The sequence below is a fragment of the Pacificoceanicola niger genome, from assembly GCF_048553275.1.
Classification (GTDB): Bacteria; Pseudomonadota; Alphaproteobacteria; order Rhodobacterales; family Rhodobacteraceae; genus Pacificoceanicola.
Genome location: NZ_JBLZMW010000003.1, coordinates 433,143 through 446,414 on the forward strand (window position 1 = coordinate 433,143; position 13,272 = coordinate 446,414).

13 protein-coding genes are annotated in these 13,272 nt (G+C 62.9%); 8 read left to right on the top strand and 5 right to left on the bottom strand.

From position 1 onward, the window contains the following. Window positions 1-90 precede the first annotated feature (90 nt). The 3 genes from ACN2XU_RS06930 to ACN2XU_RS06940 are packed head-to-tail and all read left to right on the top strand — an operon-like array spanning window position 91 to window position 1,395. Window positions 91-516 carry a YeeE/YedE family protein gene (locus ACN2XU_RS06930; protein WP_419409678.1) on the top strand — a complete coding sequence of 142 codons (426 nt, stop codon included), beginning with the start codon at window positions 91-93 and terminating at the stop codon, window positions 514-516. Further along, window positions 516-953, top strand: a complete 438-nt coding sequence (locus ACN2XU_RS06935) for a DUF6691 family protein (RefSeq protein WP_419409679.1) — start codon at window positions 516-518, stop codon at window positions 951-953. Before ACN2XU_RS06930 ends, ACN2XU_RS06935 begins: the two co-directional genes overlap by 1 nt. A 10-nt stretch (window positions 954-963) precedes the next feature. Then, window positions 964-1,395 (top strand): protein tyrosine phosphatase family protein, encoded by a 432-nt coding sequence (locus tag ACN2XU_RS06940; RefSeq protein WP_419409680.1) that lies wholly within the window; start codon window positions 964-966, stop codon window positions 1,393-1,395. Between the two features lie 13 nt (window positions 1,396-1,408). On the opposite strand, the gene ACN2XU_RS06945 is transcribed toward ACN2XU_RS06940, so the two are convergent. From ACN2XU_RS06945 to ACN2XU_RS06965, 5 genes are all read right to left on the bottom strand, one after another. Continuing rightward, window positions 1,409-2,623, bottom strand: coding sequence for a FliM/FliN family flagellar motor switch protein (locus tag ACN2XU_RS06945; RefSeq protein WP_419409681.1), 1,215 nt, complete (start codon window positions 2,621-2,623; stop codon window positions 1,409-1,411). Between the two features lie 83 nt (window positions 2,624-2,706). Next, window positions 2,707-5,385 (bottom strand): ATP-binding protein, encoded by a 2,679-nt coding sequence (locus ACN2XU_RS06950; protein ID WP_419409682.1) that lies wholly within the window; start codon window positions 5,383-5,385, stop codon window positions 2,707-2,709. Next, window positions 5,382-5,681, bottom strand: a complete 300-nt coding sequence (locus tag ACN2XU_RS06955; RefSeq protein ID WP_419409683.1) for a hypothetical protein — start codon at window positions 5,679-5,681, stop codon at window positions 5,382-5,384. The genes ACN2XU_RS06950 and ACN2XU_RS06955 overlap by 4 nt, the downstream gene beginning before the upstream one ends. Continuing rightward, window positions 5,674-6,057: a response regulator transcription factor gene (locus ACN2XU_RS06960; RefSeq protein ID WP_419409684.1), complete on the bottom strand. Its 384-nt coding sequence runs from the start codon at window positions 6,055-6,057 to the stop codon at window positions 5,674-5,676. Before ACN2XU_RS06960 ends, ACN2XU_RS06955 begins: the two co-directional genes overlap by 8 nt. A gap of 179 nt (window positions 6,058-6,236) precedes the next feature. Then, window positions 6,237-7,538 (bottom strand): helix-turn-helix domain-containing protein, encoded by a 1,302-nt coding sequence (locus ACN2XU_RS06965; RefSeq protein WP_419409685.1) that lies wholly within the window; start codon window positions 7,536-7,538, stop codon window positions 6,237-6,239. 219 nt (window positions 7,539-7,757) lie between these two features. Between ACN2XU_RS06965 and ACN2XU_RS06970 the strand changes: the two genes are divergently transcribed. From ACN2XU_RS06970 to ACN2XU_RS06990, 5 genes are all read left to right on the top strand, one after another. Next, window positions 7,758-9,104 (top strand): substrate-binding protein, encoded by a 1,347-nt coding sequence (locus ACN2XU_RS06970; protein ID WP_419409686.1) that lies wholly within the window; start codon window positions 7,758-7,760, stop codon window positions 9,102-9,104. Between the two features lie 163 nt (window positions 9,105-9,267). Beyond that, entirely contained in the window at window positions 9,268-10,275 is a 1,008-nt protein-coding gene (locus ACN2XU_RS06975; protein ID WP_419409687.1) for a branched-chain amino acid ABC transporter permease, read from the top strand. Window positions 10,276-10,279: 4 nt separating this feature from the next. Continuing rightward, window positions 10,280-11,479 (top strand): branched-chain amino acid ABC transporter permease, encoded by a 1,200-nt coding sequence (locus ACN2XU_RS06980; protein WP_419409688.1) that lies wholly within the window; start codon window positions 10,280-10,282, stop codon window positions 11,477-11,479. A gap of 12 nt (window positions 11,480-11,491) precedes the next feature. Next, the gene (locus ACN2XU_RS06985; RefSeq protein WP_419409689.1) at window positions 11,492-12,247 is read left to right on the top strand and encodes an ABC transporter ATP-binding protein; all 756 of its coding nucleotides are present in this window, start codon (window positions 11,492-11,494) and stop codon (window positions 12,245-12,247) included. 91 nt (window positions 12,248-12,338) lie between these two features. Continuing rightward, entirely contained in the window at window positions 12,339-13,094 is a 756-nt protein-coding gene (locus ACN2XU_RS06990) for an ABC transporter ATP-binding protein (protein ID WP_419409690.1), read from the top strand. Window positions 13,095-13,272: the final 178 nt, after the last annotated feature.

Here is a 13,272-nt window from a genome sequence, read left to right on the forward strand (position 1 = left end):
TCGGCGCATTGCTCGCGCGAAGCAGGCCGCCCCCCTTTTTTCAGGCCCAAAGCGAACGGGCCTTTTTGACAGGACACAAGGAAACAACACATGCCAATTGACTGGATCTGGGGCCTGATCGGCGGACTGCTGATCGGCACCGGGGGCGCTGTCTATTTGCTCGGCAACGGGCGCATCATGGGCGCCTCGGGAATCATCGGCGGGTTGGTGGACGGCTCCGGCTACAACACCAAATGGGAGCGCATCGTCTTCCTCACCGGTGTCGCCCTGCTGCCGATGCTGCTGATGCCCTTCTACCGCACCGTCGACACCCATATCACCGACAACTACGTCGTGCTGGCTGCTGCCGGACTTCTGGTTGGTGTCGGCACACGCATTGCCAATGGCTGCACCTCCGGGCACGGCGTTTGCGGCATGTCGCGGCTTTCCATTCGCGGCTTCGTCGCCACCGCATCGTATATCATCGCGGGCGGCGTCGGGGTTGTCCTCTTCCGCCATATTCTGGGAGTGATCTGATGCTGAACCTCTTTGTTGCCTTCCTCGCGGGCGGCCTTTTCGGCGCTGGCCTCTTCACATCCGGCATGACCGACACCGCCAAGGTGCAAGGCTGGCTGGACGTCTTTGGCGCTTGGGATCCGACGCTGGCGTTCGTCATGGGCGGCGCGATGATCCCCATGGCAATCGCCTGGCTGATCGCCCGCCGCCGCACCACCGCGCTGACCGGCACACCCCTGCCGCCGCCGGCATCGACGGTGATCGACAGCAAGCTGATCCTCGGGTCGGTCTTGTTTGGCATCGGCTGGGGGCTGGTCGGGCTTTGCCCGGGACCGGCAATCGCCTCGCTCAGCTTCGGCGGGCCGGGACTGTATGTGTTCCTCGCCGCGATGATCAGCGGCATGCTGCTGGCGCCGCGCATGCGCGCGCGTCTGGACAGGGCCGTGCCTGCGGAATAAGGATTTGTTCATGAACCCGCGTCAGATAACCCCCCGCTATCACGTCAGCCCGCAAATCGCGCCTGACGATCTGCCCGCTGCGAAAGCGGCGGGCTTCACCCGTATCATCTGCAATCGCCCCGATGCGGAAAATCCGCCAGAGTGGCAAGCCGATGCCATGGCAGTGGCCGCAGAGGCCGCCGGGCTGGAATTTCACGTCCTGCCGCTGACGCATCAGACCATGACGCCGGAAAACGTGGCCAAGCAGCGCGCGCTTTATGAAGAGGCCAGCGGGCCGGTTCTGGCCTATTGCGCGTCCGGCACGCGATGCACCGTGATCTGGGCGCTCGGGATGGCGGGCGACGCGCCGGTTGACGAAATCCTGACCAAGGCCGCAGAAGCCGGATATGATCTCGCCGGACTGCGCCCGACGCTGGAGGCCGTCGCCGCACAGAAAGGCTGATCGCGGGCCGGGATCATTCCTCGAAGTCGAACTCGACCGGGGCGGAGGCAAAGCCTTCGCCGAGGTCTGGCAACTCCCCGTCGGCGGAGGCCGGGTTGAAGTCGAATTCGCCGCCATCGCCGCTACCGAAATCCATGTCGAAATCGCCCGCTTCCGCGGCGAAATCCATGGCTGGCAGATCCGGTAGCGCCTCCGGCTGGCCCGGATCGAAGGCCGGTTCATCGCCGAAATCGCCCATCGGGGCCAGCGCGGGCAGATCATCCGCGACTGCGGCTTTGCCGCCGCCCGACGGTCCGAAATCGTCAAGCCCGTCATCGCTTGCACCGCTGTTTCCGGGACGCGCTCCGGCACCGGCCTGAACCGGCATACACAAACGCACCGCGCGCATGCCATTGAGCTGGCCAAGTCGGCCGGACGCGACAAGCCGCCCCTGGCCTGCGGTGAGCTGCACCCTGTCGAGTGCGTCCGGCGGCAGCGGAACAAGGTCCCCCGGCTTCAAGGCCTGCGCCTTGTTCAACGGCATCCTGAGCTGTGCAAGAACTGCGTTGAGACGGGCAGGCACGCGGCTGAAGACTTCCTCATGCGGGCCGGGACCACGGTTTGCGTCACTATCCGGATCGCTGGCACGCGGTTTCGGGCGTTCCGGCAAGATAATGGACATGAAGCCGCGCCGACGTCCAAGCGCGAGATCAACCTCAGCACGAAAGGCACGATACCCGGAGGCGTCCAGCAACAGTCCCGCGCTACGCGCGTCTTCCAGCATCGCCCCGAATTCATAGCCTGAAATCTGCCGCACCAGCGGGTGGTCACCGAGGTTCTGAGCAAACCGCTCCAAGGTGCCGTCAATCATCGGCGCCATCATCGCCGCGTCCGTTGGGGAATAATGCCGTTCCGTATCGACCGGCATTTGCGTGACCTGCTGAATGGTCTGCACCTCGACCAGCGCAGTCACCACCTCCCGGTCAAAGGCAACAAGGCCAAGCGCCCCATCCGGCCCATCGATCAGAACCAGAAGGTCCGCAGGGTTAAGCCCCTCGACAACGCCGTCCTGATCGAGGTTCTCGATATTGACGCTCTGCGTGACCAGAGCGAGATCCCAGTTTATGTCCGCCGTCCGTGACAACGCCCGTCTCAAAGCCTTGGCTGGCGACATACCACGGGCTTCGAAAGCCCGTTGTGCCGCCTGGGCCTTCTGGCCAAGCACGTCTTTATGTGCGCTGTCAGACATTAATGAATTCGCCCATCAGGTCCTCTGCCTCAGACTGCGTTTATGGACGGATATAGTTACCAAGCACTTTAAGAGATATGGATTCATTGCGCCGCGAGAGCCTCTTCTGCCGGGAGCAGGATACGGAATGCCCCGCCGCCCTGCCCCGGCAAATACGTGATATCGCCACCCAGACGCGTCATGATTTGCTTGCAGATCGCGAGCCCGAGACCGGCGCCACCGGCTTCACGATCACTCACGCGGGCAAATTTTTCGAAGATGACATCCTGCTGATCGGCGGCAACGCCGGAACCATTGTCGATGAAATCGACCACGGCGCGCCCTTCGCTCCGGCCGACGCGAATCTCCAGCATCGGTTTTGGCGCATCACAGTATTTACGGGCATTTGCGATGAGGTTTATGCAGACCTGCGCCAGTCTGTCGATATCGGTATGAAGCCAGAAGGCCTCGGACGCGGCATTGCGCCGAATGGTCATGGCGCCATCCCCCTGCGTTGCCGCCGAGACCGCGCGGTCAAGCAATTCGGACAGCTGCGCGCGACGCAGGTTCAGGCTGACCTGACCATTCTCCAGAACCGACAGATCCAGCAGATCGTCCAGAAGCCGCGTCAGCCGCACCGCTTCGTCATGGATGATCGAGGAATAGCGAATCCGGTCCTCCGCCGCGAGCCCCTCGGCATCGCGCAGAATTTCAGAAAACGCCCGAATCGAAGTCATCGGCGTGCGCAGCTCATGGCTGATCTGGCTCAGGAACCCGTCCTTCTGCACCGAAAGACGCGTCAGTTTCTCGTTGGCCTCGCGCAGTTGGCGGGCAGTCCGGGTGAGTTCCTGAGATTGGGTCTCGAGGCGCGCCGAATACTCCATCATCTGCGCGGTCTCATCGGCCACGGCCATCAGGTCCTGCACCGACACACTCGCGCCGCCGACGATCTGCGCGATCATGGCATGAGCGGTGGCGGCCCCGACCGAACCCGACAGTTCGCGTTCCAGCACCTCCAGGAAATCCGGCGTCGGGTCCGGCAGAATCCCGGTCAGCCCCTGCTTGCGGGTCTCGCGAGTGAACAGCGCCTGCGCCTCGGGCGCGCCCAGAATGCGCTGCGCCATGATCATCAGATCCTCGGACTGTGCCGCCCCGCCGGACCAGCTGCGTGTGCGGCTTGCCGCTCGTCCAATGTTGACGAACTGCGCACCCTGCAGCCGTTCGAGCGGGCTTGGAAAGCTCATCAGCGATGCGGCGAAGAAGGCCACGGTGTTCAGCGAGAGCGACCAGAACACCGCATGCAGCAGCGGATCGAGCCCTTCGATCCCGAAAAGCGCCTGCGGTCTCAGCCAGCCGATACCGAAGGGGCCATTGTCGAAAATCGCCGCGGGCAACAGCGTGCCGGGACCGAAGCTTGGCAGGTACAGGGTATAGGCCCAGACCGTGAAACCAACGGTAAGCCCGGCAAGCGCGCCGTTGCGCGTCGCCCCGCGCCAAAAGATGCCGCCCAGCATCGCCGGCAGGACTTGCGCCACACCGGTGAAGGAGATCAGCCCGATGACCGACAGCGCCTCGCCGCCACCAGACAGCGAATAGTAGAGGTATCCCAGAGCCAGAACCCCCGCGATGGACAGCCGGCGCGAGAGCAGGACAACGTTGCGTACATCGCCGGAAACGCTGGCCCCGTCGGTCCGGAACAGCAGCCAGAGCGGCATCACGATATGGTTCGACACCATGGTCGAGAGGGCAATGGCCGCAACGATGACCATGGAGGTGGCCGAACTGAATCCTCCGAGGAAGGAGAGCATGGCCAGCCCCTCTTGCCCATGCGCAAGCGGCACGGTCAGAACGAAGAGGTCCGGATTCGACCCTTCGGGCAGCACGTCGAGCCCCACCACCGCGATCGGGATGATGAAAAGGCTCATAAGCAGCATGTAAAGCGGGAAGGCCCAGGCCGCCACGCGCAGCTGCGCGTCGCTGTCGTTCTCGACCACCATGACCTGAAACATGCGCGGCAAGCAAAGGAAGGCCGCCGCAGACAACAGCATCAGGCCCGCCCAGCGGCCTTCGTTGACCTGCCATTCGCCCAAAGACGACGCGTCGATGCGTGCGAGTGTCTCCGATACGCCCCCCGAAATCCCCCAGACCACGAACGCCCCGACCGCCAGCAGCGCGGCGAGCTTGACGATTGCCTCGACGGCGATGGCCATGACGACCCCGTGGTGGCGCTCGTTGGCATCGAGATTCCGGGTCCCGAAAATGACCGTAAAGATCGCCAGACCAACGGCCACCCAAAAGGCCGTCGACGGCGGATCGGTGGGCGCGGCGTCCTGCGCATCGGCAAAGACCTCCACCGCCAGCGTCACGGATTGCAGTTGCAGCGCGATGTAAGGCGTGGTGCCGATCACCGCGAGCAGTGTCACCCCGACGCCGAGCAGATTGGATTTGCCGTAGCGAGACGAGATCAGGTCCGCCACAGACGTGATGCGCTGGCTACGGCCGATACGGATCAGCTTGCGCAGCACCCACCACCAGCCGATCAGGACCAGGCTCGGTCCGAGATAGATCGTAAGGTATTCGAACCCGTCCCGCGCCGCCGCACCCACCGCGCCATAGAAGGTCCAGGCGGTGCAGTAGATCGAGAGCGACAGGGTGTAGATGATCGGTGAGCTGAGCCACGCGCCCTTGCCGCGCCGCGCCGCGCGTTCCGCGACGAAGGCCACGGAGAACAGCATCAGAACATAGGTCAGCGAAATGGCTGCGAGCGTATTCAGGCCGGTCACGAATCGTCACTCCGCGGCGGCTGTCCCTCCTTGTCACGCAATCGCAGCGCCAGGATCAGGAGCCCGGCGCCGAGGACAAGGCCAAACCAGACGATAAAGATGTAGATGAGCGCGCCCGATGCGCTCTGCGGTCGATCCGGCAGACCCCAGAGCATCGGAATGGACCAAAGCAGCAGACCGAGCACCGGCAGCGCGCGGGCGGCATCGACGATGCGGCGGCGGCGATAGGTCTGACGCTCGACAAAGAGCGGCGTCTTCTGCGCCAGCGGCAAGGGCGGCTCGCGGTCTTCACTCATTCGGGCTGACATGCGGGCGGAGCGCGCGCACCGCCTCGATCACCTCCGCATTGGAAAAGGGTTTGGTCATGAAGCGACTGACCCCTGCCCGCTCGGCCAGCTCGCGATCCTTGCTTTGGCCACGGGCGGTCAGCATGAGCACCGGCAGATTGGCTGTTTCCGGCGCCTCGCGCAGATCGCGCAGGATGTCATAACCCGAGCGCCCGGGCAGCATGACGTCAAGGATGAGCACATCCGGCGCCTTGGTCCGCACCGTGTCGACCGCGTCCATGCCATTGGAATGGGTATCGACCTGCCAGCCATCCCTCGACAGGATGAAGCGGATCGCCTCGATGATGTTCGGCTCGTCCTCGATCAGCAGCACGCGGCCTGCCATAGCGATCCCCCCGTCTTCCCCGCATCCTTCGAATAATCCGACGGCCCTCCCAGCGGGTCTGCCGACAATAGGACCATCACAATTTCAAGTCAAAACGATGTTACCTCAATACCGGTGTCGTCTCCCGAATTATTGCGCGAATTTGCAAGGTCATGACCGGTTTGCGCCGGATGCACGCCTCAAACTCCGGCAAGGACTGACGGCTCCCGCCGGCCTTCACACTGTTGCCTTGGGCAAATGCGGCACGCGGCGCCGACGGGCAGCGGCACGGCGGGCGGACCGCCCTGCGGCGGCAATGGGCGGATCAGCATGTGCGCCTCGAAGAGGGGATCGGCATTCACGGCAACACCGCCAATCGGAGTGGCGATGGCCTCCGCCTGAAAGCGCGTTTCGTGGCGGCCCGGCTGCACCACTGGCAGGGACAGCACCACCCATGGGCGATTCAATGCGCGGTAGAGCGGCCAGAGCGGGCAGGCCGCACCAAAGCGCGGCATGGGAAACTCCGGCAGCGGCTTGCGGTAGCTCAACACGCCCGAAGCATCGCAGATCGCCAGCCCGACCGGCTCGGCGAGCACCTCCGGCGGCATCGCCGCAAGCCGCCGCATGACGCGTGCCGGGTCCGGCCCAAGCGCCCGCGCCAGGGCCGCCGGGTCCGGGCCGTACTCCGAAAGGGCATCGCGCAAGACCGCGAGCGGCAGCGCCGCGGCATCCGACGCATATCGGCGCAGCCACACCTCAAGCAAGCTGCGCGCGGTCTTCGAGAGCCCCCGCCCCAGACGCATCACCGCCTCTTCCGCGGGCGCGCCCTCTTCGAGCTCGGGGATATGGTGGCCGGCCTCTTCCAGCGTCGAATCCAGTTCCTCCTGCGGAACGCCCAGCTCCGTCGCCGCGTCGCTGTCAGCCTCAAGATAGGTCACCAGGCCGCGCGACGTCTCCGCGAGACGCTCGCTGTCTTCGTGGATGTTGCGATGAAACCGCGCCTGCCATTCGGGGTCCACATCGCCCGGTTCCGCCAGGATCGACGCGGCGGAATGGATCGCGGTCACCGTCGAGAGCATCTCGTGCAGGGAGGCGGCCAGATGCGGATCGTGGGTCATCCGGTCGGTCAATGTCTCGACCGTACGCTCCAGCGCCGCGATGCGCCCCCGCGCGTCGGAGAGCAGCTGTGCCCAGCCGGGGAAGCGCCCGGCGAATTCCTCGACCCGGTCAATCTCCGCCCCGGCCTGCGGCCCGTCCGAGGCGGCCTCGCGCAGGGTGGCGATCAAAGTCGCTTCCGCCCCTTCGGAGAGCATCGTCGGCTCGACCTCCAAGACAGCGGCAATATCCAGAAGCAGTTTGCCGCCGATTCTGCGCCTGTTGTGTTCAATGAGATTGAGATAGGACGCGGAGATCCCGGCCCGCTTGGCAAGATCGGCCTGCTTGACGCCGCGCATCACGCGCCGTTCGCGGATACGAGAGCCTGTCAGAGTATCGCGGGGCATTGGCAATCCTGTATTGGTTTCAAGGGCTTTAGGCGATGTATTGTAAATTGCTTTACTGAATACCATGACATACTGTTCAGTACTTTACAAAAAAATTGTTACTCGAAAACGACTTGTTGCGAAACTTTACGTCCTCCACCGATAATGATTTTGCACAAACATGTGCGCGTGTCCGGGAAGAGGAGCCCGGGTTCGCATTTCACATATTGGGAGGATTACATGTCCAAACTGAACCTGACACGTCGTGGCGTGATCAAGACGGGCGCCGTTGCAGGCGCCGGTCTTGCGCTGCCGACCTACCTGTCGGCGGCCAGCCACACCGGTTTCACCAATGCGCCGGGCGACAGCACCGTCACATTGGGTTTCAACGTCCCGCAGACCGGCCCCTATGCCGACGAGGGTGCAGATGAGCTGCGCGCCTACGAGCTGGCAGTCGAGCATCTCAATGGCGGCGGCGACGGCGGCATGATGAACACCTTCTCCTCGAAGGTTCTGGAAGGCAATGGCATCCTCGGCCGCAAAGTCGAATATGTGACTGGCGACACGCAGACCAAGTCTGACGCGGCCCGCGCATCCGCCAAATCGATGATCGAAAAAGACGGCGCCATCATGATCACCGGCGGCTCGTCCTCTGGCGTGGCGGTTGCCGTGCAGGGTCTGTGCCAGGAAGCTGGCGTGATCTTCATGGCCGGTCTGACACACTCGAACGACACCACCGGCAAGGACAAGAAGGCAAACGGCTTCCGTCACTTCTTCAATGGCTACATGTCGGCCGCCGCCCTGGCCCCGGTTTTGCAGGGCCTCTATGGCAACGACCGCAAGGCCTACCACCTGACCGCGGACTACACCTGGGGCTGGACCCAGCAGGAATCCATTGCCGCCGCCACAGAGGCGCTTGGCTGGGAGACCGTCAACAACGTGTTGACCCCGCTCGCGGCGACGGACTTCTCGTCCTACATCGCGCCGGTTCTGGACAGCGGCGCCGACGTTCTGGTTCTGAACCACTACGGCGGAAACATGGTCAACTCGCTGACCAACGCGGTTCAGTTCGGCCTGCGCAACAAGCAGGTGAATGGCAAGAACTTCGAAATCGTCGTTCCGCTCTTCTCGCGCCTGATGGCACGGGGCGCCGGCGAAAACATCAAGGGCATCGTTGGGTCGACCAACTGGCACTGGTCGCTGCAGGATGAGGGCTCCAAGGCCTTTGTGAAGTCCTTCGGCACCAAGTACGGCTTCCCGCCGTCCCAGGCCGCGCACACTTGCTACGTGCAGACCATGCTTTATGCAGACGCCGTGGCGCGCGCCGGTTCGTTCAACCCCTGCGCCGTGGTCGAGGCCCTCGAAGGCTTCGAATTCGACGGTATGGGCAACGGACCGACCCTCTACCGCGCCGATGATCACCAGTGCTTCAAGGACGTGCTCGTCGTGAAGGGTAAAGAGAACCCGACCTCCGAATTCGACCTTCTCGAAGTGGTCGAGGTCACCCCGGCAAGCCAGGTCACCTACGCACCCGATCACCCGATGTTCGCAGGCGGTCAGCTCGGCTCCTGCAACCCGGGCGCATAAGGGCCCTTCCGGGGCGCGTGGTGACGCGCGCCCCACTGCCCGTTCCCGCCGCAAACCGTAGCGTTTGGGTCAGGAACACCTTCTAGAATTCAGGCAAGGCACGCGCACGTCCCCAGGCTTCGCCCGGGGGATGATCGTTACGCTCAACCCTACGGTGGAGTCCATGGACGCAATTCTCCTTCAAATTCTGAACGGCCTCGACAAGGGCTCGGCCTACGCGCTGATTGCGCTCGGCCTGACACTCATTTTCGGCACGCTTGGGGTGGTCAACTTCGCGCACGGTGCGATCTTCATGATCGGCGCGTTCTGCGCCGTTACCATGCAACGCATCCTGACGCTCAGCCACCAGGTCGCCGTCGAAGGCGAGGTGGACTTTCTCGGCAATCCCAAGATGGCGAACGTGCCGTATCTGCACGATATCTTCGGCCCCGAAACCGGCGGCGCGATCATAGACTGGTCCGTGCCTCTTGCCCTGATCTTTGCGCTGCCGATCATGCTTGCCATCGGCTACATCATGGAACGCGGCCTGATCAAACATTTCTACAAGCGTCCGCACGCCGATCAGATCCTCGTGACCTTTGGCCTCGCCATCGTGCTTCAGGAAGTGATCAAGGCGTTCTACGGCGCCAATCCGATCCAGACCCCCGCCCCAGAGGCGCTCTCGGGTGTTTGGGAGGTCCTGCCCGGCATCCTCTATCCGGCGTGGCGGGTCGTCTATTTCTGCTTCTCGCTGGTCGTGATCGGGGCGGTCTTTGCCTTCTTGCAGTTCACCACCTTTGGCATGGTCGTGCGGGCCGGCATGGCAGACCGGGAAACCGTTGGACTGCTGGGCATCGACATCGACAAGCGCTTCACCCTGATGTTCGGCCTCGCCGCCGGTGTCGCCGGTCTTGCCGGCGTGATGTACGGGCCGATCAACGCGCCGAACTACCACATGGGCATGGATTTCCTTGTTCTGAGCTTCGTCGTGGTGGTCGTCGGCGGCATGGGCTCGCTGCCCGGTGCCGTGCTTGCGGGCTTCCTGCTTGGCATCCTCGAGAGCTTTGCATCCATGACCGCGGTGATCGAACTGATCCCCGGCATCAACCAGATCATCATCTACCTTGTCGCAATCATCATCCTTCTGGTCCGTCCGCGCGGCCTGTTGGGTCGCAAGGGTGTGATGGAGTAAGAGCATGTTCGGATTAGAGAAAAAAGACGCAACCCTGCTGACGATCGTCATCCTTCTGACGATGCTGGCGCCCTTCATCCTCAACCCGTTCCCGACCGACAGCGGCCTTGCACAGTTCAACGCCGGCTACCCGGACCTGATGCAGCGCTTCGTGATCTTCGGGATCTTTGCCATCGGGTTCAACATCCTGTTCGGCCTGACCGGCTACCTTTCCTTCGGCCACGCGGCCTTCCTCGGGGTGGGGTCCTATTCGGCGGTCTGGATGTTCAAACTGCTGAGCATGAACATCATTCCGGCCATCGTTCTGTCGGTCATCATCGCCGGCGTGTTCGCCCTCGTGATCGGCTATATCTCGCTGCGCCGGACCGGGATCTACTTCTCGATCCTGACGCTGGCCTTTGCACAGATGTCCTTCGCGCTGGCCTATTCGGTGCTGACCCCGATAACCAATGGCGAAACAGGCCTGCAGATCTCGCTCGACGATCCGCGCATCCTTGGCGTGTCGCAGACGGCAGACGGCTCAATCCCGGTGGCCAACCTCTTCGGGCTTGAAATGCGGTCGGCGACCGATCTGGTGATCGGCCCGTGGTCCTTTACCTTCTCGGCGGGCTACTACGTCTGCGCGGTGGTCATGATCCTTGCCTTCTACCTGTCGATCCGGATTTTCCGCTCGCCTTTCGGCATGATGCTGCGTGCGATCAAGTCGAACCAGACCCGGATGAATTACACTGGCCTGAACCCCAAACCCTATACCCTCGCCGCCTTCGTGATTTCCGGCATGTACGCCGGGCTCGCCGGAGGCCTGATGGCGGCAATGGACCCGCTGGCCGGGGCGGAACGGATGCAGTGGACGGCCTCTGGCGAGGTGGTTCTGATGACCATCCTCGGCGGCGCGGGCACACTGATCGGTCCGGTGCTCGGCGCGGGCATGATCAAGTACTTCGAAAATATCTTTTCGAAGATCAACGACAATGTCCTGCACGGCTGGTTCAGCTTCATGCCCGACGGCATCGAGGATTTCATGGTAGCCGTCATCCACCCCTTCGTTGGCAAGGGCTGGCACCTGACACTTGGCATCATCTTCATGCTGGTCGTGGCCTTCCTGCCCGGCGGCCTGGTCGAAGGTGGCCAGCGGATCGGACGCCTGTTCCGCCGCAAGAACACGTCGGAAAAGCAATCCGGCACAACTGAGCCTGCGGAATAAGGAGCCGGACTGATGGGAATTCTTGAAGTCAAGGACGTCAACAAGCGCTTCGGCGGTCTGCAGGCCCTCGGCAACGTCAACCTCTCTGTGCGCGAGAACACCGTTCATGCGATCATCGGGCCGAACGGCGCGGGGAAGTCGACGCTGCTGAATTGTCTGGTTGGCAAGCTGATCCCGGACACCGGCTCCGTCATGTTCGACGGTCAGTCGGTGCTGGGGCGCAGTCCGCACGAAATCAACCAGATGGGCATCAGCCGCGTGTTCCAGACCCCGGAGATCTTTGCCGATCTGACGGTGATGGAAAACATGATGATCCCGCTGTTCGCCAAACGCGACGGGGCCTACCGTCTGCATGCCATAACCTCGGTCCTGTCAGAGCGGGAGCTGGTCACGGAGGCAGAGCGGATGCTTGACGACGTGAACATGCTGGACAAGCGCAACATGCACTCGGCCTCCATGTCGCGCGGCGACAAACGGCGGCTGGAGATGGCCATGTGCCTGGTGCAGGATCCCAAGCTGCTGCTGCTCGACGAACCGACGGCGGGCATGGCGCGCGCGGACACCAACAACACGATCGACCTGCTCAAGGAGATCAAGGAGAAGCGCGACATCACAATCGCCATCATCGAACACGACATGCATGTCGTGTTCTCCCTCGCCGACCGGATCACCGTTCTGGCGCAGGGCACACCGCTGGTCGAAGATGAGCCGCAGAACATTAAAGGGCATCCAAAAGTTCAGGAAGCCTACCTCGGCGAAGCCCACTGAGCCGGGGTGCGGGGCCTGGCCCCGCCCTGCCGATGACCCTTCCGCAGCGCGGGGCTCTGCCCCGCCGCCCTCTCAAATGTGAGGAACAATAATGAACGTACGTCCGGATTTTTCCAAGAATGCCAACATGGCCGAAACGGCGCCCGCCTTTCTCTCGGTCTGGGATATGCACAGCTACTATGGCGAAAGCTACATCGTGCAGGGCATTTCCTTCAATGTGCACGAGGGCGAGATCCTCGCGCTGCTCGGGCGCAACGGCGCGGGCAAGACAACGACCCTGCGCTCCATCGCCCGGCTGGACGATCCGCAGGTGAACAAAGGGGAAATCTGGCTGGACCATCAGCCACTGCACAAGATGAAGAGCTATGAGGCCGCGACCCTTGGCCTTGGCCTTGTCCCCGAAGACCGCCGCATCATTCCCGGTCTGACAGTGGAGGAAAACCTCAAGCTGGCGCAGATCGCGCCCCCCATCGGCTGGTCCCTCGAGCGGCTGTACGAGCTGTTCCCGCGCCTCGGCGAGCGCAAGCACCAGGAAGGCGTGACGCTCTCCGGCGGCGAACAGCAGATGCTGTCGATTGCCCGGGCGCTGGCGCGCGACATCAAGGTGCTCCTGTTGGACGAACCCTACGAAGGTCTTGCCCCGGTGATCGTCGACGAGATCGAAAAAACCCTGCGCCACATCAAGGAACAGGGGATGACCACGATTATCGTCGAACAGAATGCTGTGCGCGCGCTGCAGCTCGCCGACCGCGCAGTGATCCTCGACACCGGCTCCATCGTGTTCGACGGAACCGCGGCGGAAGTTCTCGAAAACGAGGAGCTGCGCGCGGAATACCTCGCAATCTGATGTAAAGCCCGGCCTCCGCGACCAAAGTGGACTTGAAATCGGGGGCCGGGACCTGTTCCCTGCCCTCAAAGTACTTTGTGGAGGAGCCACCCAATGAGCAACACCTACCCCCCCAGCGCGGAGCTTACGGCTTCTGCGAATGTTGATGCTGCGGCGTATGACGCGATGTATGCGCAGT